The 25,503-nt window shown below is 39.5% G+C and carries 19 protein-coding genes; 11 read left to right on the forward strand and 8 right to left on the reverse strand.

Annotated features, from left to right (window positions below; translation table 11 throughout):
• The first annotated feature begins 105 nt into the window (after nt 1–105).
• The 3 genes from HUW48_RS10215 (at nt 106) to HUW48_RS10225 (ending at nt 3,343) form a co-directional block, all read left to right on the forward strand.
• A complete protein-coding gene (locus HUW48_RS10215) occupies nt 106–906 on the forward strand; it encodes a murein L,D-transpeptidase catalytic domain family protein (protein ID WP_182415572.1) in 801 nt (266 codons plus the stop codon).
• Between the two features lie 520 nt (nt 907–1,426).
• Nucleotides 1,427–2,239 (forward strand): M48 family metallopeptidase, encoded by an 813-nt coding sequence (locus tag HUW48_RS10220; RefSeq protein WP_182415573.1) that lies wholly within the window; start codon nt 1,427–1,429, stop codon nt 2,237–2,239.
• Between the two features lie 198 nt (nt 2,240–2,437).
• Nucleotides 2,438–3,343, forward strand: coding sequence for a diacylglycerol/lipid kinase family protein (locus HUW48_RS10225; protein ID WP_182415574.1), 906 nt, complete (start codon nt 2,438–2,440; stop codon nt 3,341–3,343).
• Here HUW48_RS10225 and HUW48_RS10230 read toward each other — a convergent pair.
• Nucleotides 3,340–4,545, reverse strand: coding sequence for a metallophosphoesterase (locus HUW48_RS10230; RefSeq protein WP_182415575.1), 1,206 nt, complete (start codon nt 4,543–4,545; stop codon nt 3,340–3,342). The genes HUW48_RS10225 and HUW48_RS10230 overlap by 4 nt on opposite strands.
• Nucleotides 4,546–4,602: 57 nt before the next feature.
• Nucleotides 4,603–5,238, reverse strand: coding sequence for an LON peptidase substrate-binding domain-containing protein (locus HUW48_RS10235; protein WP_182415576.1), 636 nt, complete (start codon nt 5,236–5,238; stop codon nt 4,603–4,605).
• A 146-nt stretch (nt 5,239–5,384) separates the two neighbouring features.
• Between HUW48_RS10235 and mtgA the strand changes: the two genes are divergently transcribed.
• Entirely contained in the window at nt 5,385–6,098 is a 714-nt protein-coding gene (mtgA, locus tag HUW48_RS10240; RefSeq protein WP_246343813.1) for a monofunctional biosynthetic peptidoglycan transglycosylase, read from the forward strand.
• A gap of 159 nt (nt 6,099–6,257) precedes the next feature.
• Here the strand turns inward: mtgA and HUW48_RS10245 are convergent, their stop codons facing one another.
• From HUW48_RS10245 to HUW48_RS10255, 3 genes are all read right to left on the reverse strand, one after another.
• Nucleotides 6,258–7,409, reverse strand: coding sequence for an App1 family protein (locus HUW48_RS10245; RefSeq protein WP_182415578.1), 1,152 nt, complete (start codon nt 7,407–7,409; stop codon nt 6,258–6,260).
• A gap of 72 nt (nt 7,410–7,481) precedes the next feature.
• Entirely contained in the window at nt 7,482–8,303 is an 822-nt protein-coding gene (locus HUW48_RS10250; protein ID WP_182415579.1) for a M48 family metalloprotease, read from the reverse strand.
• 236 nt (nt 8,304–8,539) lie between these two features.
• Entirely contained in the window at nt 8,540–8,950 is a 411-nt protein-coding gene (locus HUW48_RS10255; RefSeq protein WP_182415580.1) for a hypothetical protein, read from the reverse strand.
• 163 nt (nt 8,951–9,113) lie between these two features.
• Here HUW48_RS10255 and HUW48_RS10260 point away from each other — a divergent pair, with 163 nt between their 5' ends.
• Nucleotides 9,114–10,184 (forward strand): DNA topoisomerase IB, encoded by a 1,071-nt coding sequence (locus HUW48_RS10260; protein WP_182415581.1) that lies wholly within the window; start codon nt 9,114–9,116, stop codon nt 10,182–10,184.
• Nucleotides 10,185–10,313: 129 nt separating this feature from the next.
• Here the strand turns inward: HUW48_RS10260 and HUW48_RS10265 are convergent, their stop codons facing one another.
• The 3 genes from HUW48_RS10265 to HUW48_RS10275 all read right to left on the reverse strand — a co-directional run bounded on the left by HUW48_RS10265 (nt 10,314) and on the right by HUW48_RS10275 (nt 13,705).
• Nucleotides 10,314–11,717 (reverse strand): exonuclease domain-containing protein, encoded by a 1,404-nt coding sequence (locus tag HUW48_RS10265; protein WP_182415582.1) that lies wholly within the window; start codon nt 11,715–11,717, stop codon nt 10,314–10,316.
• A 261-nt stretch (nt 11,718–11,978) separates the two neighbouring features.
• Nucleotides 11,979–12,452, reverse strand: coding sequence for a ferritin-like domain-containing protein (locus HUW48_RS10270; RefSeq protein WP_182415583.1), 474 nt, complete (start codon nt 12,450–12,452; stop codon nt 11,979–11,981).
• Between the two features lie 104 nt (nt 12,453–12,556).
• On the reverse strand, nt 12,557–13,705 hold the full coding sequence (locus tag HUW48_RS10275) for an AI-2E family transporter (RefSeq protein ID WP_182415584.1): 1,149 nt from the start codon (nt 13,703–13,705) through the stop codon (nt 12,557–12,559).
• Between the two features lie 314 nt (nt 13,706–14,019).
• On the opposite strand from HUW48_RS10275, the gene HUW48_RS10280 reads away from it, so the two are divergent.
• The 6 genes from HUW48_RS10280 to thrS all read left to right on the forward strand — a co-directional run bounded on the left by HUW48_RS10280 (nt 14,020) and on the right by thrS (nt 25,492).
• Nucleotides 14,020–15,894, forward strand: coding sequence for a DNA topoisomerase IV subunit B (locus HUW48_RS10280; RefSeq protein WP_182415585.1), 1,875 nt, complete (start codon nt 14,020–14,022; stop codon nt 15,892–15,894).
• Nucleotides 15,887–18,631, forward strand: a complete 2,745-nt coding sequence (locus HUW48_RS10285; RefSeq protein ID WP_182415586.1) for a DNA gyrase/topoisomerase IV subunit A — start codon at nt 15,887–15,889, stop codon at nt 18,629–18,631. The genes HUW48_RS10280 and HUW48_RS10285 overlap by 8 nt, the downstream gene beginning before the upstream one ends.
• Nucleotides 18,632–18,652: 21 nt before the next feature.
• Nucleotides 18,653–19,432 (forward strand): tetratricopeptide repeat protein, encoded by a 780-nt coding sequence (locus tag HUW48_RS10290; protein WP_182415587.1) that lies wholly within the window; start codon nt 18,653–18,655, stop codon nt 19,430–19,432.
• 217 nt (nt 19,433–19,649) lie between these two features.
• On the forward strand, nt 19,650–22,142 hold the full coding sequence (locus HUW48_RS10295; RefSeq protein WP_182415588.1) for a DUF5686 and carboxypeptidase-like regulatory domain-containing protein: 2,493 nt from the start codon (nt 19,650–19,652) through the stop codon (nt 22,140–22,142).
• 265 nt (nt 22,143–22,407) lie between these two features.
• Nucleotides 22,408–23,559, forward strand: coding sequence for a tetratricopeptide repeat protein (locus HUW48_RS10300; protein WP_182415589.1), 1,152 nt, complete (start codon nt 22,408–22,410; stop codon nt 23,557–23,559).
• Nucleotides 23,552–25,492 (forward strand): threonine--tRNA ligase, encoded by a 1,941-nt coding sequence (gene thrS, locus HUW48_RS10305; RefSeq protein WP_182415590.1) that lies wholly within the window; start codon nt 23,552–23,554, stop codon nt 25,490–25,492. Before HUW48_RS10300 ends, thrS begins: the two co-directional genes overlap by 8 nt.
• Nucleotides 25,493–25,503 lie beyond the last annotated feature (11 nt).

Genomic DNA, 25,503 nt, shown 5'->3' on the forward strand with positions numbered 1-25,503 from the left:
GATATAATGTTAAGTGAAAAACTTTTGCTTTGAAAGGACATTTTTCGGAACAAATTAAATAAAAAGCTGCGTTTGTCGTTCAGAAAATACATTTATTACTGGCTAATGGCTAAAAGATATATTTTTTACTTGTGCTTTGTTATTGTGAGTTTTTCTTATCCGGCTAATAGTTTTGCTCCGGGTTATTCAATTAAAAACAAATTCGAGGCAAAAAGCAGCTCCACTGATGAAATATCAGTAGCTGTTAAAACCCAAGCTTTCGAAACGCATTTGCATACTTTATTTACGCAAACCGGCTTAGACAAAGCTAATTTAGACTTTGTTCTTTTCCGGAAGGCCTTAGTAGGGTATTATAATATTCAAAGTAAACCCGGTAGTTTCATCAAACCCATTCTTTCCATTGTAGATTTTACTAAATCGAGCCGGCAAAAAAGGTTGTGGGTAATAGACCTGAAAAATCATAAATTATTGTTTAATACTTGGGTAGCGCACGGTAAAGGTACCGGCGATGAATTTGCCCGGGCTTTTTCTAATGAACCTAATTCTTTTAAAAGCAGTCTGGGTTTTTATTTAACAGCTCAAACGTATTTGGGTAAGCATGGCTTGTCTTTAAAGTTAAATGGTCTCGATCAAAATTATAACACCAATGCACTTGCCAGGGCCGTAGTAATCCATGGGGCCGATTACGTCAGTGCCAATTTTATTCAACGTTATGGTCGTCTGGGACGTAGTTTAGGGTGCCCGGCATTACCGCTAAAAGAAACGAAGCCCATTATCAATAAAATAAAAAATAATACTTGTTTGTACATCTACGGATCGGATAAAACCTATTCGTCGCCTTACTTAACCGAAGCTTCAGCAATTGATTCTTTTGCTGCACAATTTTTCTCGTTAAGCGCCAGTTAAGAAGTTCACCATATATTAAAACAAAGCCATTCTGATTTAAATCAGAATGGCTTTTCTATTTAGAAATTAATCTAAATCATTGCATTTAAAATTCTATTTAAATCGGTTAAAATAACCCAAACACTGCCTTTAATTCTAAACTAAAATTAAAAGTTTTAGCTACTTAGCTAATATAGTATTCTTCTTGCATCTGCCATTAAATACTAATTACTGTTAAAGATATTTAATTAATAAACGTAAGATTATCAGCTACTTGGCCTTATTTCCTGAATTTACTTTTCAATATAAAAGAGTTAATATGGCATAGCTAATCAGGCTGAAACTATCCTTACTAAAAGCCGTTCATAGAGTGATAACTTATTTATTGTACTAATACAAACCAATTTAAGAAATAGTAAATTTTGGAAGAGCTTTCGCCTTTTCTACGGATCTACTTGCTTTATTTTTTCCACATTTAAGGCAAACGGAAATATACTAATTTCAAAAGTATTGGTTTGTATGTAACCTAATTAAAACTATTATGAGAGGAGGATTAAGATACATTATTGCTTTACTAATTGCCGGCTTTTCGCTGGTAACATATTGGTGTAAGCGCGAAGAAAATACCGTTACCGGCGAAATGCAGCACATAGATATGACCGTTGATCAGGAAATTGCTCTCGGCTTACAGGCAGCTCCCCAAATGGCGGCGCAATACGGCGGCTTACACCCCGATAAGGAGGCAGCCGCCCGGGTAAAAGAAATTGGGCAGCGTATTGTGCAACAAACCGATGCCGGTAAAACTCCCTACCAATTTGATTTTCATTTACTGGCCGATGAACAAACCATAAATGCTTTTGCCTTACCAGGTGGTCAGGTGTTTATTACGGCGGGGCTATTAAGTAAATTAAAAACGGAAGGCCAAGTGGCCGGCGTACTGGGGCACGAAATCGGACACGTTGTAGCCCGGCATTCGGCGCAACAACTAGCAAAAGCCAAGCTAACGCAAGGGTTAGCAGGAGCAGCAGGAGTGGCTACCTACGACCCGGATAATCCGCGCAGTGTAGCCGGACCTATAGCTGCCGCCGCAATTGCCAAGCTAATGACCTTGAAATACGGACGGGATGATGAACTTCAATCAGATAACTTAGCGGTACGGTTTACTACATCTGCCGGCTACGATCCCAGAGCCATGGTAGAGGTTATGAATATTTTGGCTTCTTCGCGCGGCGGCAACTCCAGCACACCTGAATTTTTTCAAACCCACCCGAATCCGGAAAACCGAATTACAAAAATTGAACAAGCCATTACTCAGGAATTTCCGAACGGCTTACCCAGTGGGCTTACTCCCTAGTAACATTATTTAAATATAATTTTAAAAACAATAAACCGCCCTTGTGTAACCATTAGGCGGTTTATTGTTTTTATTAACCTATTCTCTTTAATTTTTAATTCTATTGCTTAGTTTAATAATAAGCAACAATAATTAGATTTAACATTATCGTTTTAAGAAAGTATATTATACTTACTCTAACATCCGTATAAAACTCCTATGCCAAAAAACATATCCTTCCAGAAAATCTTATTTGTAATCAATCCGATTTCAGGAGATGTGGATAAAAGTGATCTGGGAACTGTTATTTCGGAATATTGTCATCAGTATCATCTTAAATATAAAATTTACAAAACTACCGGGGAAGGCGATTTTGCTAAACTCAAACAACTAATAAAGACCTATGATCCGGACGCGGTTTTTGCTGCGGGCGGCGACGGAACAGTAAGCCTGGCTGCCCGGGCCGTAAATCACACCTCACTGCCTTTGGGTATTATTCCGCTTGGTTCCGGCAATGGTTTATCCAAAGACTTGGGTATTCCGCAAACCATAGAGGAGGCTCTGGCTCTCATCACGAATCATACCATAAAAGGAATTGATACTTTAGAGTTAAATGGGCACCCGTGTTTTCACATCAGCGATTTAGGCTTTAATGCTTTAGTGGTAGCCCGCTACAGCGAGGCCGAATCTCGGGGACCGCAAACCTACGCGTTAATTGCGCTGCAGGAGTATTTAAATTACGAATGCCATAAATACCGGGTTGAGACTGATCAGGAAACCTTTGAAGGGGATGCTTTTATGCTCACTATTACTAATTCTAACGCTTTTGGAAGCAACGTTAAAATTAACCCGAACGGAATAATTGACGATGGCATTTTTGAAATCTGTTTAATTGAATCTTTCCCGAAAATGGCCGCTTTTAAGCTAATGTATAACTTGTACACCGAAACGCCCGAAGACTCGGAATACACACGTATTTTGCCTTGTAAAACGGCTACCATATACAACTATACTGATACGTTGGCGCAAATAGACGGCGAAGTGGTAGAACTAGGAAGAAAAATTGAAGTAAAACTGCTGCCAAAAAGCCTGCGGGTAGTAGTGCCCACCGAGCCGCTCACTTAAAGCGGATTCATTTTCTTGCGGAAAGCAACGGTATACTTATCCGGTGTTCCGGGTCGGGGAGGTTCCAGGGCGCTTAACCATATATTTTCGGAATTAAAGTAATCTACCACAAAAAAGCCTTTATGTTCGTGCACAAAGGTAGCCCGGCCGCCACTTTGCACGAATGCAGTTTTAGATCCCGAGCCGCTTACCAGGTAATGGTTGTTTTTAATGGCAAAATACTGCAGATTATGATCGTGGCCGGCGGCGTAAATAATATTCTTATGTTTATGAAATATCTGTAAAAGCTTTCTGCGAAGGCGCCGGTAACGCGGGTTCGACATGTCTTCTTCGGGGCCGTAGAGTTTACGGTAAACCGGGTAAATAGAACCTGCTACTGGTAACGGTACGTAAAATTTTTTGTGAGCGGCGGTTAACGGAAATAGGTGTTGTTTTAAAGTAAATTTACCGCCATGCATGGCATTACTGTACAAAGGGTGATGAGCCGCAATAATAATTTGCTTTTGTGGGTAAAGAACCAGCAATTCTTCTAACTGCCGGAAAAAATCAGCTTCGGATTGAGTACTGCAGTTAAATGTTTTTCCTATTGGCCGAACTCCTTTTTGTACCCACCATTGCGTATTTATAAAAATTAACATAATGTTTTCCGACAAATGTCGAACTACCGGGCCAGGACAACCACCCGCTGGTAAATAGCAATGAGGCCGGTTTAAATATTTAGTAATATATTCTTCTTGCCGCAGTACGTATTCCAAGCCATTTGCCCGGCCTTTGTTCCAATCATGATTTCCGCTGATAAAAAAAACCTGCCCCGGATATTCCCGCACCAAATCTAACTGTACTTTTAATCGCTTTTCGGCTATCGCCCGTGTTTTATGGCCAATGGGAGGTAAACCAACCGGGTAAATATTGTCGCCTAAAAAAATAAGTGTACCATTATCCGGATTTTCAGTTAACCAGGTACGCAGCAATTTAACAACCGGGTCGTTTTGGGCATCGGTAATATTACCGGTATCCCCAATTAAGCAAATAGAATGTTGGGGTGCTTGTTTGGGGTAAGAAGGAGCATCAGAAAAGAACGAATTTGCTTTTTGTTTATAATAGGGTTTATACCGTAAGTGACGCTCGCGGTACCACGCATAAAGACCAATAGCAACTACCAGGAGGAGTAAGGCCGGTAAAATATATTCCGGAATATGCATAACTTAAAAGCTGCATTTAGTTTATAATCAGAAAAGTAAAGTTTACTTAATAAATACTTAAAAGTTCGGGGGAATCAGGTTTTTAAAATGGCCATTTAATTTAACCCGTTCTTTTAAGCGTTCGGTTTGTTCTATCACTGGTAAAATGGCAATTAAATGAGCCAATACCATTTCCTGGCGTTTGCTCTCCCGCCGAAACTGTAGCAGAATGTACTCTTGTTCTAAAGTTAAGCCTAGTTGGTGGGCAATGTCGTAAATTTTAAAATTTTCGGGCAAATTAATGTATAGGGTGGCGAGTCCTAGAATTTCGTACAAGTGTTGAATTTTCTCCTGAATTTGCACCTTCATTATAGAATCTTCATCATCTGTATCTTGAAGTACTTCTACTTCACCGCCGGCGTATAATTTAAAAGGTAACTGCCGGTAAAAATTAATAATCCGGAACAAGTTGCCTCCTTTGCATTTAATGTCCATTTCGCCACCTGGGTACGTTTTATCTATGCTTTGGACATTCACTTCGGTACCGATTTCGCTTACTCCTTTTTTAAGAAAAGCGGGAATGCCAAACGGTTTACCCGCCGCGAAGCAATCTTCTACCAGTTGTTTATAGCGGGGCTCAAAAATGTGCAGGTTTATCTTTTCGCCCGGATAAACAACAATATTTAAAGGAAATAAAGGTAGAAAATTTGCCATAGTACGAATGGAATGGTGTAGCCTCTTATAGATTTAACCAACTCCGCCCCGGAAAGTTAATGGTATGTATGATTAAATAAGGTAAAAAATGTATGTAAATTTAGTTATTTCTGTGCGGAGAACCTTTGTATTTTTGGGCAATGGTAATGAATCTGAAACTTATCCGTGACCTTACTTTAAAGTTGGTCTTACTATTATTTGTATTAAGTATTTTATGGGTACTGGTTTACAAATGGTTTACGCCTCCGGCAACCCTGCATATGATTGAGCGTCGGGCAAAAGCAGGGCAGGAAAAAAAAGTAAATCCCCGCATTCGGTACGACTTTGTTTCGCTGGAAGATGTTACCCCCAATGTGCCATTGGCGATAATGGCCGCTGAGGATCAACTGTTTTTAGTGCACGACGGTTTCGACTACAAAGCCATTAAAGGAGCTTTTAAAAAAAACTTAAAAAGCAAACGTATTGCTGGAGGAAGTACGATTAGTCAGCAAGTAGCTAAGAACGTTTTTTTATGGCATGGCCGCAGTTACATCCGGAAGCTGGTAGAAGCTTATTTTACCATGCTCATTGAATTTTTCTGGAGCAAGCACCGGATTATGGAAGTATACGTGAATATTGCTGAAATGGGAGATCAGGTTTTTGGCATTGAAGCTGCCGCTCAAAAGTATTACCATACCTCGGCCAAAAATTTATCGGCTTCGCAGGCAGCATTAATTGCTTCTGTACTACCCAATCCAATAAAATATTCGGTAAAAAAACCATCCTCGTACACGTTAAAGAAACGCCGGTTTGTAACGCGTAACATGCGCCTAATGGGCGGCATTACAAGTGTAAAATTACTAATGCAAGACGCTATTTAGTTGCTGGTTGTTGGTTGCTGGTTATTAGTTATATTCTTCTAAAAATTAAGGTTTTTCTTTTTGCCATTTTAATGAAGCTGATCTATTTAAAGAATATATAACCTAGCGAATGGACTGGAAACAAAGAAACTCTAACAACCAATAACTAACAACGAAAAACTAAACCGGTTCTTTGCCAGGTTCCTGGCCTTTGTCTTTTTCTTTTTCCGTTTCTATGGCCGGAATAGCTTCCTGGAAAATTAAGCCGATTTGGGCTGCGTGTTCGGCGGCTTCCACGGTATTATCTACTACCAGCATAGGTACCTTATGATCTTTCATCTCTTCGGAAACAGCTATGGCTATTTTTTCACGTTCGGGAAGTTGCACATCCCGGATGTAAATGGCTAAAATGCGCGACGGAAATTGCTTTACTACTTCGCGGTAAATATTGGCATCTTCCTGACCGCTGTCACCAATTAAAACAAAATTTAGCTCCGGGTAAGTAAGCAGTATGTTCTGTATTTCTTTAAACTTATGGCCCATGTGGCTGGAGCCTATTAATTTATTTTGCAATAGTCCAAAGTCACGGAGCAGGAGCGGACCCGCCGGAATTTCGTTTAAATCCAGGAAATCTTTGAGTAAATCGTACATGTTCCAGGGACTGCTGGAAACGTAAAAAAACGGATTATTGCGCTTGCCGTTACGGCCTAGTTGCAGCGATTTGTAAAACTCTGAGACGCCGGCAAAAGGTAAACGGGTACGGGCATTGTTTAAGAAAACAATCCGCGACATGCCTAATGCGCTGTAAGCGTTACTATGAATAATAGTATCATCAATATCGCTGATAATACCGTATTCCGCATCCGGAGGGGGTACTAAAACCTCGGTGGTAGCGTATATATCCTGGGTGTAAGGAATGGGTGCCTCCAAGAGTTTTACTTCTATGGGGTGCCAGATTTTGTCTAGATGCAAGGTTTCAGAAGGTTCAATGTTGATTACAAAATAACCTTCTCTATCCGAAACAATTTCGTGCTCTTTGCCTTGAAACTCAATTTTTAATCGGGCATTTATTACCTCATCGCTTTCGAATCGCTTATACATGTTCAGCAAGTTATTCAGCACGGTGTCTTTATCGCCGGCCTGAGCAATGCCTTTGTTCTCGAGTACCCGGCCTTTAATATATAGCCGGTTTTGAGTACCATAACTGCGATAAGGTACAATTTGGATCGGATGAAAGTAATTTAACCTTTGCCTTAGCCGTAAAGTAAGATCATCAAATTTCTCTTCTATCTGGCTGATATAATGAACGAAAGTAGTTTTCCAGTCTGACATGGGCGGAAAGTAAAAATCCTAAGAAGAATTCTCCTTAGGATTTACGTGTACTTGGTATTTGGGTTATATTCGTTAATTCAGGCTATTTTTAAATTCCTGATAAGTGGTAGCTCCGGAAGGCTGAGTTTTGCAGCCATCGGCAGCGGCTTTATTGTTAATGGCGTCCACGCGATTACCCGGGTCGGGGTGCGTGCTGAGGAACTCCGGTGTGCGGCCCTGCTGGCCTTCTTTAATAATTTTTTCGAAAAAGCCCGCCGCACCATTACAAGCATAGTAATTAGTAGCACCTAAATAATCAACCGAATACGCATCTGCTTCTTTTTCGGCATCGCGGTCAAATTTTAGAGTAGCCAGATTGGTTGCAATTTGAGTTAAAGTACCCGGATTATCTCCTAGTGCTACGGACAATAAAATGGTTAAGCCATATTGCCGTTGCAATTGCTTAGTAGAATGCCTATGATCGGCGTGCGCAATTTCGTGCCCCAGTACGCCGGCAAATTGATCTTCGTTATCCAAGTATTTTATTAAACCAGAAAAAACGTAAATATGGCCACCCGGAGTGGCAAAAGCATTTAATACGTTATCATCTTTAATAATTTTAGTGTCCCAGGTAAACTCACTGCGGTAGCTTACTTTACCCGAGCTTAAAATTTTATTTACTATACGATTTAAATGGTCGTAGGCTACTTTGTTTCTGGGGTTGGCGGGGTCGAGCAGTTGGCCTTTGGCTTGGTAAGTAGAATCTACTTCGCGCGAAACCTGAGCGCCTAATTTAATATCATCTTCAATAGAAAAATATAATCGGTCGCCGTTCTTATCTTCGGTACAACCTCCTACACTTAATAGGGTGGCTAAGTAACCCAGTAAGGAAATTTTCTTAAAAATTTGAATCATAAAATGCGTTAACTTTAAATGGAAACGATGGTAATTATAGTAACCTATAATAGAAAATTGTGCCATTTTATTGTGGCAGACTATAGTAGGAAAACTTACTTTTTTACTTCACCATTAAGTTTAACAAGTAATCCTAAAGGAAATAACTGAACTAAAGCGGTTTACTGAAGCAGCAACCTAATTGCATTGCGGGTGGAAAATTTCTTTTGGTTTATTAAATAATGGATTTTTAAAAATTAAACATCTTTCCGGAAACTCATATAAATGGAACGCGCAAAAATTACTAGTAGCAACAGCGTTAAAACGGTACATGTAAACATAGCCGAGGTAACCAGCAGGGATATATTTTGAGGCTGCGGAGCAAAAGCATCAGTAAATAGTAAATTTTGCTCCTGATTAAAGGCAGCTGAGGTTAAATGGCCTAGTAAAAAAACAAATACCACACCGCCAGCAACCGCCAGAATAAACGCCTGTTTACGACCTCGGTTCAGAAAATGCCCGATACTGAATCCTAAAAAACCAATTAGAAGACCTTGAATAGCAATAGATTTCGCAAAAGAGCCCATGAAGTAATACGCAATGGCTCCGCTTATAAGACTAACTATTCCCCAAAAAAGAACTAGTAAAGAAGCTCCTTTATATGTCATGTTTAATTGAATAAAAATTGTTAATTAAGTTAAAATTTACCCGCAAAATAGAACCACAAACTTCATCTAAAAAATTGTTTTCATTTACTTTTTAAAGTTTTAAATGTTACCCATAACTTTTATGTGCCAGGTAAGGTAAAGTAAACGAGTTACTTTATAGTTAATGGAAGAAAAAGACGTACATGTACTTTACGCTGATCCGGTACAATCGGCAGCCGAAGCAGGTTTAAGATACATCCCAGATACGGGCAAAGGATTTAATCGCAAAAGAAGCGGAAAAGGATTTACTTACCTGGATACAAAAGGCGAAAAAATTACAGACCCTAAAATTCTGGATCGGTTAAAGAAATTAATCATTCCGCCGGCCTGGGAAAATGTTTGGATATGCCCTTCGCCGAACGGGCATATTCAGGTAACGGGCCGCGATACAAAAGGACGTAAGCAGTATATTTATCATCCGGAGTGGCGCAACACCCGTAGCTTAACTAAATTTAGCCGGATGATTTCTTTTGGAGAAACGCTACCCACCGTTCGCCAGCAAATAGAAAAAGATTTACTAATACAATCCTTAAACCAGCGGAAAGTAACGGCTATAGTGCTAAATCTACTAGATCAATCATTGATTCGGATTGGTAACCGCCAATATGCCGAAGCGAACAAATCGTATGGCCTTACTACTTTGCGCGATAAACACGTAGCAATTGAAGGCGACCAGGTGAAATTTCAGTTTGTGGGTAAAAAAGGCGTGAGCCACGAAATTGATATTAAAGACCGGCGTTTGGCCCGCCTGGTGAAAAAATGTAAAGATATTCCGGGCTTCGACTTGTTCCAGTATTACGACGAAGATGGAACCCGACAAACGCTGGAGTCCGGGCAAGTAAACCAGTACATTCAGGAAATTAGCGGGGCTGATTTTACGGCCAAAGATTTCCGAACCTGGGGCGGAACGGTGTTAATGGTAGAATGCTTAGAAAAGTTACTCGACGAAAAACCGGAATTGGAAAAAGAAAAGTCGGTAAAAGATGCTTTTAAAACAGTGGCTAAAGGATTAGGCAATACTCCCGCTGTTTGCAGTAAGTACTACGTGCATCCGCAGATTCTGGAAATTTTTAAAAACGATCAATTACTCGATTACTTAAAAAAACACGCCGCCGACCAACCCAGCGATCCTTATTTGTCCTCAACAGAGAAAATGGTGATCCAAATGCTAAAAAGTGCTTTACCAAATAGTTAAATGATTGAATTGCTCAATGGTTAAATGGTTAGAGCGCTAATTTTTTAGTAATTAAATTTACTAGCATTAATTCTTACAAGAACAGCAATCTCGCACTTTAACCATTTAACAAATCAACAAGCCGGCAATTCAACTAAATATAATAACCTTATCGCGGTGCTTGGTGCGCAGGTAGCCGCGAATTATTTGCTGAATATCTTTATTATCGTTGTATAGTTTAATGACGCTTTTAAAATCCTCTATGTTAGAAGCGCTAAAAGTTTCGTCAACGAACCCAAAACCTAAGTAGCGGCCGTTTTCTACGCAAACAATGGTACGCTCACCAGGTTCCCGGCCTTTGCCAATAATTACGAAAGAATCATTCTCGTAGGTAAACGATTCTATGGCTTGGTCTACGCGAGCGTTGTATTCTTCCGGCGATTCTTTATTAATGCAGGCTCCTTTGCATTGGTGCACCTGGTAATCAAAGCAAGCGCCATTGGTTTTATATAAATCGCAGAGTTTCTGGCACAAATTGAATTTACCTACTTTATGAAAAAGGAAATCTTTCGATTTAAAATGATTAGATAAAGCAATTATGGGCGGATTAGTTGAGGATACCTTTTGATACGTTAAGCGCTTGTAGCCATTTTGGTCGTAATACGCATAAATGCCGGAATTAAATACACTGCGTCGCTGCTGCCGGTTATAATGTGGTTTTAAGCGTTTTATTTCATCCGATTCAAAAAGCAAAGCTACCAGCTCATTTCCCATTAACTCAAAAGATATATCAGCAATGCGGTTTTTGAATTCAATAGATTTACGGCTTTTAACATCAATGTTAAAATGCTGTATCGCCCTCTTCCGGATGTTTATGCTTTTACCTACGTAAATTATCTCGCCTGTTTCGTCATAAAAATAATATACTCCCGGCGAATCGGGCAGCGCATCAATTTGAGATCTGGAAATCGCGGGCGGCAAAAGCGAAGTCCGCATTTCTTGCGACAGTAATTTTTTGCTGCTCGGTGCTAAAGCATCATCAGAATTAGCAATAGCCGGTTGATTTAATTTTATTAATTTATCAAATAACTTAGCCGTGGCTTCGGCATCGCCAATAGCGCGGTGCCGCATTTGTAGATCTATATCCACGCTTTTACACAATTTGCCTAAGCTATAAGAAGGCAAACCCGGTATAAGCGACCGACTTAAGCGCACGGTGCAAAGCGTTTTACGTTGGTAGTTAAAACCTAAATCGGCGAATTCTTTTTTAATGAAAGAATAATCAAACCGCACGTTGTGGGCCACGAATATTTTTCCTTCGGTGAACTGCACAATTTCTTTTGCTACTTCATGAAACTTGGGTGCTTCCCGTACCATATCGTCGGTGATGCCGGTAAGTTGCGTTATAAAAAAAGGAATAGGCCGCTCCGGATTAATCAAGGTATTATACTGGTCTACTACCTGGTTGCCATCGTGAATAAAAATCGCGATTTCGGTAATCCGGTCCTGGGTAGGTTGCCCTCCGGTTGTTTCGATATCAATAATAGCGTACAATGCGGCTAATTTTAGTTTTAAAAGAAGTATGTTAAAGCATAACAAATGCGAACCAATGCATAGTTTCAACTTAAGTACTTGATTTTAGAGTAATAAACCCTTAATTAATGAGTAAGAATGCTTTAAATTTACTAAAAAAACTAGTATTTACTAAATAGTAGGGCTTCATTTTATTAGCAGGCTAACTTAAATGTCTTTGTGTAGGCAAAAAAAGAGCAGCTAATGTAGCTGCTCCAATCAATAAGTATTAAAGTATTTTTATTAAATAGAACGCTTCATAGTAGTGAGGCGATTTTTAGCTTCTAAAATCTCGCTGTGTTGCTTTTCTACAATGTTTCGGATTTCATTGGGTAAACCTTGCGCATTTAAAGCGGTTTCGTAAGTTTTTAGAGCAGCAGCATCGCCGTTTTCGCATTCACTCAGAATGGCATCGTTGCTGTTTCCCGCAATAGCAGATTTCAGGTTTATCCAGCCCCGGTGTACGGCACCGGCCGCTTCCATGGCAACACTCTCGATGGTAGTATCTGTTTGAGCGCTAATACCATATTGCTGCGCCTGACTTTGTAATTCGCTTACAAACTGCGCCCGTTGTTGAGCTAAATTGCTAAGTTCAGCCTTTAGTTGCGGATCGTTTACGTTTTCGGCGGCAGTTTCGTAGCCTTTCATGCCGTCCTTACAAGTTTCAACCAGGTCGTTAAGCGCCCGCGAAAAATTATCATTTTGATTTACTTCCATCTTTTTATATAAAATAAAGAGTTTTTAAATAAGCATATTGAATAGTAATCTATACTTGATTTAAAAGTTTAAGTTTTAGTAATGAAAGAGTTACTTATTAATACTTATTTAGATACTTTATCCTGTTCTTCTTTTTCTTTCTTCAGATTAAAAATGGTTTTTACCCGGTCAGAAAGCGTAGTAAATACATTAGGCTTTTCTGAATTGCTGTTAATATCGCCCAGTAAAAAACCAAATGGTTCCAAAGGCTCATAGGCGTCGAACAATACTTTTAGAATGGCTATAATCGGAATTGATAAAATCATTCCGGCGGCTCCCCAAATTTCGCCGCCAATAATTAAAGCCAAAACCGCCGCAAACGGATTAATACTTACTTTAGAACCGGTAATATTAGGCGTAATAAAATTACCTTCCAGGAACTGCACAAACGCAAAAATACCAATTACAATAATCGCATCTACCAACGACCCGGTTTGTACTAACGTGTATAAGGCAGGTAAAGCTGCTCCAATTAATATACCTATGTAAGGAATAATAGTAAGGATTGAGGCAAAAATACCAAAGAACACCGCGTACGGAACACCCATAATCATTAAGCCCGTTATGTTGAGTAGGGCAACAATAACAATTACTATAATTAATCCGGAGATGTAGCTTTCTACTACTTTTTGAATATTATCAATGGTAGTAATTAAAGTAGATCGTTTATCGCGGGTAATAAATTTAAACATAAACCGCCGGAAGTGGTCGCGGTAATAGAGCATAAAAAAAATGTAAATAGGAATAATAGTAAGTACACTTAAGGCACCTGTAGTTAAAGATAAAGTGCCCGTTAAAATGGTGGTGCCGGTTTGTTGCAGCGATCCAATATTTTTAGTAAGAAATTCCCGACCGTTGGTAGGTTTAATGCCAAAGTTCTTCAGCAAGAACACCTGTACCTTTTGAATATACTCATTTACCTTATCGGATAAAGTACCTAATTCCTGAATAAAGCCAATTAATTGCGAAGACAACAGCCAGATAAGTCCCCCCAGAAATGCTATTACTACAATTATACAAATTAAAATCGCCACTGGCCGGGGAATACGCCACTTCTCTAAACGTTCGCAAAGCGGCACCAACAACAAAGCAAACAAACCGGAAAAGCAAATAGGTACTAATATAGATTTAAAGGTTTGCAAAAACCAGATCAGCAAAACCAGGCCCAGCAAAATAATAGTGTACTTAAAGTACTTAGGGAAGGAAATTTCCATTTTTTAGTAAAATTTTTAGCATTTAGTATTTTAAATTCCAGAAAATTTAGCTAAATTCATGTAAATAAATGTTAGCTTTTAACTTATAAAGTAGGGGCAAACAGCCAACAAATAGCGTTTTTATTGAACCTGTAAGATGTAAAATTAGTTTACCATAAACAAGTAACAGAAACTCAACTCTTGCTTTGTAATGCAAATTTCATTAGCATTTCTGATGCATAACCTCTAGGCCTTATACGTGCCCCGCTTTCGGGGTTATAAATTTTTTTCTTTACTTTAACATTAAATCTTTTTTAAAACGTCTTTTCTTTAGAATGGCTGAAGTAACAAACAATTATACCGAAGATAGTATCCGCTCCCTAGATTGGCGTGAGCACATCCGGCTCCGGCCCGGTATGTACATTGGTAAGCTGGGCGATGGCTCCTCGCAGGATGATGGTATTTATATTCTGGTAAAAGAAATTATCGATAACTCCATTGATGAATACGTGATGGGGAACGGTAAAACCATTGAAATTAAAATCACCGATCATAAAGTACAGGTGCGCGATTACGGCCGTGGTATTCCGTTAGGCAAGGTAATCGACTGTGTGAGTAAAATTAATACCGGCGGTAAGTACGACAGCAAAGCTTTTCAGAAATCAGTTGGTTTAAATGGGGTAGGTACCAAGGCTACTAACGCCCTGGCCAGTTATTTTAAAGTTCAGTCTGTACGCGACGGTCAGATGAAAGTAGCTGAATTTGAACGTGGGGAGTTACTGAATGACCATCCGGTAATTGAAACTAACCAGCGTAACGGAACCACCATTACCTTCGTGCCGGACGATACCATTTTTAAAAATTATCGTTTTATCCCGGAATACCTGGAAAACCAGATCCGTAATTACGTGTATCTGAATGCGGGCTTAACCATAAACTTTAACGGTCAGAAATTTTATTCCGAAAACGGCCTGAAAGATTTATTGACCCATAAAACCGATATAGAAGCCCTTCGATACGAAATCATCCATTTAAGTGGCGAAGACATTGAGATTGCCTTATCTCACGGTAATGAATACGGCGAAGAATATTATTCCTTTGTTAATGGCCAGTATACTACCCAAGGGGGAACCCACTTAGCGGCTTTTCGCGAATCTATTGCCAAAACTGTTAAAGAATTCTTCAAGAAAGATTACGAGGCTTCGGATGTGCGGGCATCTATAATAGGAGCTATCAGCATACGGGTACAGGAACCGGTATTTGAATCTCAGACTAAAACTAAACTGGGTTCTATTCAAATGGGGCCAGATAGTCCGTCCGTGCGCAATTACATTCATGATTTTGTAAAAGAACACCTCGATAATTTTCTGCACAAAAACCCGGCTGTGGCTGATGCCATGAAACGCCGCATTGAGCAAAGTGAGCGGGAGCGCAAAGACATGGCCGGGATTAAAAAACTAGCTAATCAACGCGCCAAAAAAGCCAACCTGCACAACCGCAAATTGCGCGATTGTCGGGTACATTTTACCGATGAGCAAAACGAAAAACACCTGCTTTCTACCTTATTTATTACGGAAGGGGACTCGGCGAGTGGCTCTATTACTAAATCGCGCAACGTAGATACCGAGGCAGTTTTTAGCTTGCGCGGTAAACCGCTTAATTGCTTTGGCTTAAAGAAAAAGGTAGTATACGAAAACGAAGAGTTTAACCTTCTCCAGCACGCCTTGAATATTGAAGAAAGCCTGGAAGATTTACGTTATAACCGGGTTGTGATTGCTACCGATGCCGACGTAGACGGCATGCACATTCGCTTGCTGCTACTTACCTTCTTCTTACAGTTTTTCCCGGATTTAGTAAAAAATGGCCACTTGTTTATTCTGGAAACGCCTTTGTTCCGGGTGCGCAACAAAAAAGAAACTATTTACTGCTACAACGAAGAAGAAAAGCAGGCGGCCATGAAAAAACTGGGTAAAAACCCAGAAATCACCCGGTTTAAAGGATTAGGTGAGATTTCACCGGATGAGTTTGGTAGGTTTATCGGCGATAATATTCGATTAGAACCGGTTATTTTAAATACCGAAACTTCTATCCAGAAAATACTGAGTTATTTTATGGGTAAGAACACACCGGAACGTCAGAATTTTATTATCGACAACCTCAAGGTAGAAAAAGACATTGTTGAGGACGTAGAAGAGGAAGTTTATGCTTAAGGATACTGAAAATGAGAATGATGCGCTGTTGAACGGAGAAGAACCGTTTGCCGGCGAAGAAAAGATACACGAAATTACCGCCGTTGATGGCATGTACCAAAATTGGTTCCTGGATTACGCTTCGTACGTAATCCTGGAGCGGGCCGTACCCGCCATTGAAGACGGCTTAAAACCTGTGCAGCGTCGCATCCTGCACGCCATGAAAGAAATGGATGATGGTCGCTTTAACAAAGTGGCCAACATTATTGGGCAAACCATGCAGTATCACCCGCACGGCGATGCTTCTATTGGCGATGCGATCGTGAACTTAGGTCAGAAAGATTTACTAATTGAAACTCAAGGAAACTGGGGCGATGTGCGCACCGGCGACAGTGCAGCCGCTGCCCGTTACATTGAGGCAAGGTTGTCTAAATTTGCCTTAGATGTAGTTTACAACCCCGATACCACAGTCTGGCAGGCATCTTACGATGGCCGCAAAAATGAACCGGTGACTCTACCGGTTAAATTTCCATTGCTGCTGGCCCAAGGTGTGGAAGGTATAGCGGTAGGTTTATCTACCAAGATCATGCCCCACAACTTTAAGGAGTTGGTCCGGGCATCTATTGATGTTTTAAAGAAAAAACCTATTCAGCTATTTCCGGATTTCCCAACGGCTGGAATGGTAGACGTTACGGATTACAAAGGAGGAGTTCGGGGGAGCCGCATCCGAATTCGGGCTACAATTGAGAAAGTTGATAAAACTTTACTCATTATCCGGGATGTGCCATACGGCACCACTACCACGGCGCTGATGGAGTCCATTGTAAAAGCCAGCGAGAACAATAAAATCAAAATTAAAAAGGTAATCGATAACACCGCGGCTAACGTGGAAATTCACGTGCAATTGCCACCTGGTGTATCTCCCGACTTAACAATTGATGCGCTGTATGCCTTTACCGATTGTGAGATTTCAATCTCGCCTAATACTTGCGTTATTATTGATGATAAGCCTCATTTCTTAACGGTAGAGGAAGTGCTAAGAATTTCTACCCAAAAAACGGTAGATTTATTACAGCGCGAACTAGAGATTAAGTTGGCCGAACTCGACCAGAAATGGCATATGTCGTCTTTGGAGAAAATTTTCATCGAAAACCGTATTTACCGCAAAATAGAAGAATGTGAAACGTGGGAGGCAGTACTCGAAGCGATTGATAAAGGATTAAAGCCTTTCAGAAAGTTATTACGCCGGGATGTTACCACTGAAGATATCTTACGACTGACCGAAATTAAAATTAAGCGAATTTCGAAATACGATTCCTTTAAAGCGGACGAGTACATTAAAAAGCTGGAAGAGGAAATGGCCGAAACCGCCGATAATCTGGCTAACATTATTCGCTTCTCTATTTCTTATTTTGAAAATTTAATTAAGAAATATGGTACTGGTAGAGACCGCAAAACGCAGATTCGCACCTTTGATGTTATAACCGCGCAAAAAGTAGCTATTGCTAACCAGAAGTTGTATGTAAACCGAACCGATGGGTTTGTAGGTTATGGCTTGAAAAAAGATGAATCGGTAGAGTTTGTAACCGATTGCTCCGATATGGACGATGTTATTGCGATTACCAAAGACGGTAAGTTCCGGGTAACCAGAATTGCGGAGAAAACCTTTGTGGGCAAAGACATTATTTATGCAGGTATCTACAATAAAAATGATGAACACATGGTGTACAACATGATTTATGTAGATGGTAAAACCGGTATTTCCTTCGCAAAACGTTTCTCTGTAACCGGTATTACCCGTGATAAAGAATATGATTTAACGAAAGGCAATAAAGGCACCAAAGTACATTATCTAACCGCCAATCCCAACAGCGAATCAGAAGTGGTGAATATAACGCTTACCCCAGCTTCCACGGCGCGGGTTAAATCTTTTGATTTTGACTTTGCTGAGTTAATGATTAAAGGCAAAGGTTCCTTGGGGAATACCGTTACTAAATACCCGGTTAAGAAAATAGTGCAGAAAAGCCGGGGTGAATCTACTTTAGGTGGCCGGGAAATTTATTACGACGAAGTAATTGGCCGTTTAAACACTGAATCGCGTGGCAAATACCTGGGCTCGTTTAATACAGAAGATACTATTCTGGTGATATATAAAGATGGTTCCTATGAACAAACGTCATTTGAATTAACTAACCATTATGATGTAGCTAATATCGAAATTATTCAAAAGTTCGATCCGGAAAGCGTAATCTCAGCGGTTCACTACGATGGGGAAAATAAATATACCTATGTAAAACGTTTTAAAATCGAGACTTCTACCATTGGTAAAAGATTTGTATTTATCAGTGAAAACAAAGGTTCTAAATTGGTTTCCGTTTCCGCTCACCCGGAACCACAAGTAGAAATTAAATTTCAGGGCGATAAAAAATCAGAAAAAGAAACTGAAAATATATTGTTAAATGAATTTATTGACGTAAAAGGTTGGAAAGCTACTGGTAATAAATTAAATTACTTCAGAATTTTTGGCATCAGCCTACTCAAACCCACTTCCGAAGATATTATAAGTAAACCTGTAAAAGGTTTGTCTCCGCGCCGGATAGCAAAACCAGACGCCGTAGCTCTTGCTTTGGAAGATAATCTGGTGGGAGTGCAACCTGATTCTCAAAATACTGAAAAACTGTTAGTAGATAGTTCCGTAGAAGATAATGCTGCTTCTCCGGAATCAAAACCAAAGAAGCGACAACTAAATTTATTTTAATTATAGAATTTCAAAGTTAGTATGATAAAGGTCTGGAACAAATCGTTTGGTGTGTGGCTCGTGTTGATGTGTATTTGTTGCCGGGCCTTTTCTCTTAACACCTCTGATGAACTTGTTCGGGAGGCTAATCAACTATTAGGCGAATACAAAGATGCTGAAGCGCTTCAAAAATTTGAAGAAGTTTTGGTGGTAAATCCTGATCATTACGAAGCCCTGTATAAAGTTAGTTTATTACACTCCCGGATTGGATTACGCTACTCGGATGAATTACAAAAAGGAGAGCATTTTATTTTAGCAAAAGACTTTGCTGAAAAAGCTTTAAAAGTAAAAAAACAAGGTGCTGAATCTAATTATGTAATGGCCTTAGCTCTGTCAAATTTATCTTTTGTTTCTGGTGCTAAAGCGCGGATTAGTAATTTAAAAGAAATTAAATCTTATATAGATAAATCTTTAGCTTCTAATCCTAACTACGCCAATTCGTGGCATTTATTAGGTCGCTGGCATTATAAGGTGGCCAACATGAATGTATTTGAGTGTGCCATCTCTAAATTAATTAAAGGCTGTACTAAGTCGGAGGCAAGTAACAAACAAGCGGTTAATTGCTTTCAAAAAGCCATAAAATTAGATGGTAGCAATCTTAATTATTATTATGATCTGGCAATTGTTTACCGCGAAATGAAAGAGGTAGACCAGAGTATTGCCATATTACAAAACGCTATGCAAGTGCAACCCATCACCACTGAAGATTTAGAACTTAGCCGTCGATGCAAAGTGATGCTTAATAACCTGAGTCCTAGTTAACAAGTAAATATCTTAAAAAAAAAAAAAGCCGGTTAATGCCGGCTTTTTTTATGTGCTATTCTATACACTACTTTCGCACGTTTTAATTATCTTCATTTTAAAATTTATAAAAAATATTAACATATGAATAAAAAAACTGGTTTGTTGAAAACTAATGAACCGGTATAAGGTTATTTTAAATATTTGAATTTAATTTTGCCTTCTAATTCTTTGAGCTTTGTATAAGTTTTTATTTATAGCAATTCTTGTACTCTCGGTATTAACTTCTCGAGCTCAAAACCGAATTTTTGGTAAAGTAACCGATGCTGCAACCGGCGAAGTACTTCCTTTTGTAAATGTTTATATAAAAAACACTAACATTGGTACCACTACCGACGATAAAGGCACGTTTAACATTAAGCTTTCTAAACTCCCCGATTCGCTAACTGTTTCTTTTGTTGGTTATCGTACTTTATCTAAAGCACTTAAAAGAGGTGTAAGCGTACAGGAACTTAACTTTAAACTATTTGCCAGCACGTTAAATCTGCAGGAAGTAGTAATTCGGCCCGGCGAAAATCCTGCTTTTAAGATTATGCGCCAGGTAATCGAACATAAAAAAACGAACGATAAAAGGCGCTTGCGGGCATACCAATTTGAGGCGTACACCAAAATGCAATTTGATATTGATAACCTGGCGCCTAAAAAGAAGAAAATTGGCTTACGTACGGCACTATCTGCTGTAGTAGATTCGCAAATGTATATCCAAAGCAATGATGGGAAGAAAGTTTTACCTTTCTTTATTTCTGAATCCGTATCAGATTTCTACTATAACCGTGACCCCCGCAAAACCAAAGAAATTGTGAAAGCCTCTAAAGTTACGGGTTATGGTATTCAGGACGGTAATTTAGTAGCGCAGGTAATTGGCAACTCGTATCAGGATTATAATTTTTACCAAAACTACGTAAGTGTTCTGCAAAAAAACTTTATTAGTCCAATGGCCGATGGGTGGAAAAGTGCCTATGAGTATGATTTAGTAGATAGTGTTTACATTGGTAAAACCCGTTGCTATAAAATTAAAATAGAACCTAAACGGGCTCAGGATTTAGCTTTTAACGGCTCTATCTGGATTGCCGATTCGTCGTTTGCCTTACGAAAGATTGATGTACTGGTCAGTAAAGCGGCCAATATTAACTTTGTGGAAAAAATTCATTTGGTTCAGGAAGCTTTGCCCGTTACCGGAGGAACTTGGTTACCCTCCAAAACGGATTTAACCATGAATCTGGCTCGTATTAGTGAATCCCGGCCCGGAATTATTGCTAAAATTAATACTTCGTGTAAAAACATATTAGTTAATCAAGAGCAAAAACAAAGCTTTTTTGATCAACCCATTGTGCTGGCTGATAAAGCAAATAGTAGTTCGGAAAGTTTCTGGGAACAAAGCCGGCACGACACTTTAACCGCCGTCGAAAAGCAGGTTTATTCTTTAATAGATTCAATTAAATCTACTCCCCGCATTAAACACATTACCAAAGTAGTTACGGTATTAGCCACCGGTTACTTTAAAGCTGGGCCTATTAACATTGGTCGGTATCCGTATTTTTACGCCCACAATAATGTGGAAGGGCATCGGTTTCAGGTGGGAGGCAAAACCAACATTGATTTTAGTAATAAATGGGAATTAAAAGGTTTTGCAGCTTACGGCACTCTGGATAAAAGATTTAAATACGAAACATCGGCTCGCTTTATAATTTCCCGCAAAAAGTGGAGCGAAGTGGGTTTTACCCGCAAAGAAGATGTTGAACGAGTTGGTTTAATGTCGGAGAAATTAGAGGATAGTTACTTTTTGACGGGTTTTTCCCGGTTTGGCGATTTAAGACGCCCTTTTTATTTAACCCAAACGAGCGGGTATTTGCAACGTGATATTTTTCCGGGTTTAAGGCAGCGCATTTCACTTAGTAACCGCATTTTCAAACCGGAATATGATTTTGCATATTACCGGCAGGAAGGCGAACAACCAAAAGTTTTAACCCGTGATTTTTCGAGTACGACTGTAACTTTTTTTACTCGTTACGCCCAGAACGAAGTATTTGTACAGAACGACAACGAACGGATAAGTTTAGGATCAACTACGCATTGGCCAATTTTTACTTTTAAATACACTTTAGGTTTAAACGGTTTATTTGGCTCTACAGTAGATTACCAACGTATTGATGTGGGGGTAAAACATGATTTTGTGATGGGCCGTTTAGGAAATGCAATATACCGTCTAGAAGCAGGTAAAATTTATTCTCCCGTACCGTATCCTTTGTTAGAAAATCATTTGGGTAACGAAACGCCTTTTTATTATGCTCAAACGTTTAACCTGATGAATTATTTTGAATTCGCCAGTGATACGTACGCTTCGTTGCATTACGAGCAATATTTTGAAGGTTTACTTTTTAACCGCTTGCCTTTAATCAAGAAGTTAAAATGGCGAATAGTAGGTACTTCTAATGTGTTATACGGCCAGTTAAGTAAAGAAAATCAAGCTCTAATCTCACCCGTTGGCTATAATGGAACTCCACAGGAACCCGTTGGAACCTTAAACAAAACGCCTTACGTTGAAGCTGGTTACGCCATAGAAAACATCTTTAAAGTGTTGCGAATTGATGCTTTTCACCGGGTAACTTATTTGCAAAATCCAGATGTTAAGAAATTTGGTTTAAAATTTTCTTTGCAGTTTAAGTTGTAAAATAGCTTTACTTTTCTCAGAAGAGAACAATATCTCAAATATAAATAATGCGAATATCTGCTAGAATTGCCCATATTATTTAGTAAGTAGTAAGTACATAAAACTTAGATATTTTAACTATTCTGAAATGCGCACGTAAAGTTGCCCGAAGTTAAGGTTTCTATTTCTGAATTTTGTTTAAAAACTATCCACTCAAACGTATCACATTAAAAATCAAAAATCGATAATTTTCCTGCAGGTATATTCATTAAGCTTTAGCGGCAGCATGTTAAAACAAATTTTACTTTTTTTTATTGGCAGTCTTTTCTTTTCGTCCTGTTCTTCTCCGGAACAAAGTCAGGATAAAATGATTGATTTTCAAAAAGTAAAATACGATCCTGCTTATACACTTAAAGAAATTAGCGCCGCCATTAACCGCGATCCTCATAATGCTACCCATTATTTTAAGCGGGCTCAGTTTTATGTGGAGGCCAATAACTATACAGCAGCGCTAAAGGATATCAACCAAGCCATTGCTCAGGACGAAGAAAAAGGTGAATACTATTTTCGGAAAGCACAAATTCTACGTAAAACAGGAAATTACGCCGCCGCTCTTACTGCCGCAACCCGGGCCGAAGATTTAAATTTCCGGAGTACAGATTTAGATGTGCTATTAGGAGAACTCTATTTATTTAGTAAAAAATATGGCATGGCATTGCAGTATTTGAACGATGCAGCCGAAGAAACTCCGCAAAACGAATACATTTATTTTTACCGGGGTTTAGCTTACGCTCAAACCAGAGACACTATGGCTGCCATTCGTAATTTTAAGTCGGCCATTCGCCGGTCACCGGATTTAGTAGAAGCTTATAACCAATTGGTAAAAATTTATTTTGCCAGAAAAGAAGATGCTCTTGCCTTAGACTACCTGCGGGCGGGGCAAAAACAAGATTCTGCTAACGCGTATTTATGGTTCTACCGAGGCGAGTACTATAATAACTTAAAGCAGGTAGATAGCGCTTACATTAGTTACCGAAATGCAATAAAATACGATTCTTTGTTATATCTTGCCCGCCAAAGACTAGGAATATTAGCTTTTAATAAAAATAAATATTCCGAAGCTGCTGCTGAAATAGAAAAGGCCTTAAAACATTCGGATAATTTACCCCAGGCACATTTAGTTTTAGGTGAAAGCTATGAAAGAACCGGAAAATTAGAACAAGCCTTGGCCCATTACCAATGGATTTATAAACGGGAACCGGAGAACATAAAAGCCATGTGGGGCGTACGGCGCACCATGTACCAGTTATATAAAATAAAACGCGATAGTTTGCGTCAAGACGAAAAAGAAAGACGAGATAGTTTGCTGGCTATATTTAGAGCGCGCCGGCAAGCGCAGGCAGAAAATAAGAAAATACAAAAAATAAAGAATGATTAATATTACATTACCCGATGGCTCCGTAAAACAATACGAGGCCGGCGTAACAGGTCACGAAATTGCTGCCGGAATTAGTGAAGGTTTGGCGCGCAATGTTTTGGCTGCTAAAGTAAATAATGAAATTGTAGAATCTAATCGGCCAATTACGCAGGATGCTACTGTTCAGTTGCTGACCTGGAACGACGTGGAAGGAAAAGCTACGTATTGGCATTCTTCGGCCCACTTAATGGCCGAAGCTCTGGAAGCTTTGTATCCGGGTGTTCAGTTTGGCATAGGTCCTGCCATTGAAAATGGTTTTTACTACGATATTGATTTAGGTGATCGCCAGCTTTCGCAAGATGATTTTGCGGCCATTGAGCAGAAAATGTTAGAATTGGCCCGAACAAAAAGCCCTTACGAACGCAAAGCAATTTCCAAAGCCGATGCTATAGCTTACTTTACCGAAAAAGGAGATAAGTATAAATTAGATTTACTGCAAGATTTGCAGGATGGTACCATTACTTTTTACACCCAAGGTAATTTTACTGACTTATGCCGCGGTCCGCATATCCCGAATACGGGCTTTATAAAAGCAGTGAAGCTCATGAACGTGGCGGGTGCTTATTGGCGAGGCGACGAAAAAAGTAAACAGCTTACCCGGGTTTATGCTATTACCTTCCCTAAGCAAAAAGATTTAACGGAATACCTCGAAAGACTGGAAGAAGCTAAACGGCGCGATCACCGGAAATTAGGGAAAGAACTGGAATTATTTGCTTTTTCGGAGAAAGTAGGCATGGGTTTGCCCTTGTGGCTGCCCAAAGGTACTGCTTTGCGCGAACGCCTTGAAAATTTTATGCGGCGGGCTCAGGTGAAAGCTGGCTATCAGCAAGTAGTTACGCCGCATATTGGTAGTAAAGAATTGTACGTTACTTCCGGGCACTACGAAAAATATGGTAAGGATTCCTTTCAGCCTATTCATACGCCAAATGAAGGCGAAGAATTCTTATTAAAACCCATGAATTGTCCGCATCACTGCGAAATTTATAAAGTTAAACCCCGTTCATATCGCGATTTACCTCTTCGCTTAGCTGAATTTGGTACCGTTTACCGCTACGAACAAAGTGGGGAGTTGCACGGTTTAACCCGGGTACGGGGATTTACCCAAGACGATGCGCATATTTTCTGTCGGCCCGATCAGGTGAAGCAGGAATTCAACAAGGTAATTGATTTGGTTTTATACGTGTTTAATGCCCTTGGATTCGAAGATTATACCGCTCAAATTTCTTTACGTGATCCAATTAACCGCTCTAAGTACATTGGCAGCGACGAAGTTTGGGAAAAAGCCGAAAGTGCTATAATAGAAGCAGCGCAAGAAAAAGGTTTGCCTACTGTTACTGAATACGGCGAAGCTGCTTTTTACGGTCCTAAACTGGATTTTATGGTAAAAGATGCTTTAGGAAGAAAGTGGCAATTAGGTACTATTCAAGTAGATTATAATTTGCCTGAGCGCTTTCAATTAGAATATACCGCGTCTGACAACACTAAACAACGGCCTGTTATGATTCACCGGGCACCTTTTGGTTCGATGGAGCGTTTTGTAGCAGTGTTAATTGAACATTGTGCCGGTAACTTCCCCCTTTGGTTAAGTCCAGAGCAATTTGCTATTTTACCTATTTCGGAAAAGTACCACGATTATGCCCAGGAAGTTTACGAGCGCTTGTTACAGGAAGATATTCGTGGTCATATTGATACCCGGGACGAAAAAATTGGCCGTAAAATACGGGATGCAGAAGTACAAAAAATTCCTTACATGATTATTGTAGGGGAGAAGGAGCAGGAAAATAATATTATTGCGGTTCGGAAACACGGCATCGGCGATATGGGAAACTTAACAGTGGACCTTTTTATCAGTAATTTTAAGTCGATGGTAGAGGATATTTTAAGTAAAAAGTAAAATTTACTTTC

Origin of the sequence: Adhaeribacter radiodurans, assembly GCF_014075995.1 — a bacterium.
GTDB classification, from domain to species: Bacteria; Bacteroidota; Bacteroidia; order Cytophagales; family Hymenobacteraceae; genus Adhaeribacter; species Adhaeribacter radiodurans.

Coding starts and splice junctions, on each gene's coding strand:
- HUW48_RS10215 (WP_182415572.1), top strand. CDS start 106: ATGGCTAAAAGATATATTTTTTACTTGTGCTTTGTTATTGTGAGTTTT.
- HUW48_RS10220 (WP_182415573.1), top strand. CDS start 1,427: ATGAGAGGAGGATTAAGATACATTATTGCTTTACTAATTGCCGGCTTT.
- HUW48_RS10225 (WP_182415574.1), top strand. CDS start 2,438: ATGCCAAAAAACATATCCTTCCAGAAAATCTTATTTGTAATCAATCCG.
- HUW48_RS10230 (WP_182415575.1), bottom strand. CDS start 4,545: ATGCATATTCCGGAATATATTTTACCGGCCTTACTCCTCCTGGTAGTT.
- HUW48_RS10235 (WP_182415576.1), bottom strand. CDS start 5,238: ATGGCAAATTTTCTACCTTTATTTCCTTTAAATATTGTTGTTTATCCG.
- mtgA (WP_246343813.1), top strand. CDS start 5,385: ATGAATCTGAAACTTATCCGTGACCTTACTTTAAAGTTGGTCTTACTA.
- HUW48_RS10245 (WP_182415578.1), bottom strand. CDS start 7,409: ATGTCAGACTGGAAAACTACTTTCGTTCATTATATCAGCCAGATAGAA.
- HUW48_RS10250 (WP_182415579.1), bottom strand. CDS start 8,303: ATGATTCAAATTTTTAAGAAAATTTCCTTACTGGGTTACTTAGCCACC.
- HUW48_RS10255 (WP_182415580.1), bottom strand. CDS start 8,950: ATGACATATAAAGGAGCTTCTTTACTAGTTCTTTTTTGGGGAATAGTT.
- HUW48_RS10260 (WP_182415581.1), top strand. CDS start 9,114: ATGGAAGAAAAAGACGTACATGTACTTTACGCTGATCCGGTACAATCG.
- HUW48_RS10270 (WP_182415583.1), bottom strand. CDS start 12,452: ATGGAAGTAAATCAAAATGATAATTTTTCGCGGGCGCTTAACGACCTG.
- HUW48_RS10275 (WP_182415584.1), bottom strand. CDS start 13,705: ATGGAAATTTCCTTCCCTAAGTACTTTAAGTACACTATTATTTTGCTG.
- HUW48_RS10280 (WP_182415585.1), top strand. CDS start 14,020: ATGGCTGAAGTAACAAACAATTATACCGAAGATAGTATCCGCTCCCTA.
- HUW48_RS10285 (WP_182415586.1), top strand. CDS start 15,887: ATGCTTAAGGATACTGAAAATGAGAATGATGCGCTGTTGAACGGAGAA.
- HUW48_RS10290 (WP_182415587.1), top strand. CDS start 18,653: ATGATAAAGGTCTGGAACAAATCGTTTGGTGTGTGGCTCGTGTTGATG.
- HUW48_RS10300 (WP_182415589.1), top strand. CDS start 22,408: ATGTTAAAACAAATTTTACTTTTTTTTATTGGCAGTCTTTTCTTTTCG.
- thrS (WP_182415590.1), top strand. CDS start 23,552: ATGATTAATATTACATTACCCGATGGCTCCGTAAAACAATACGAGGCC.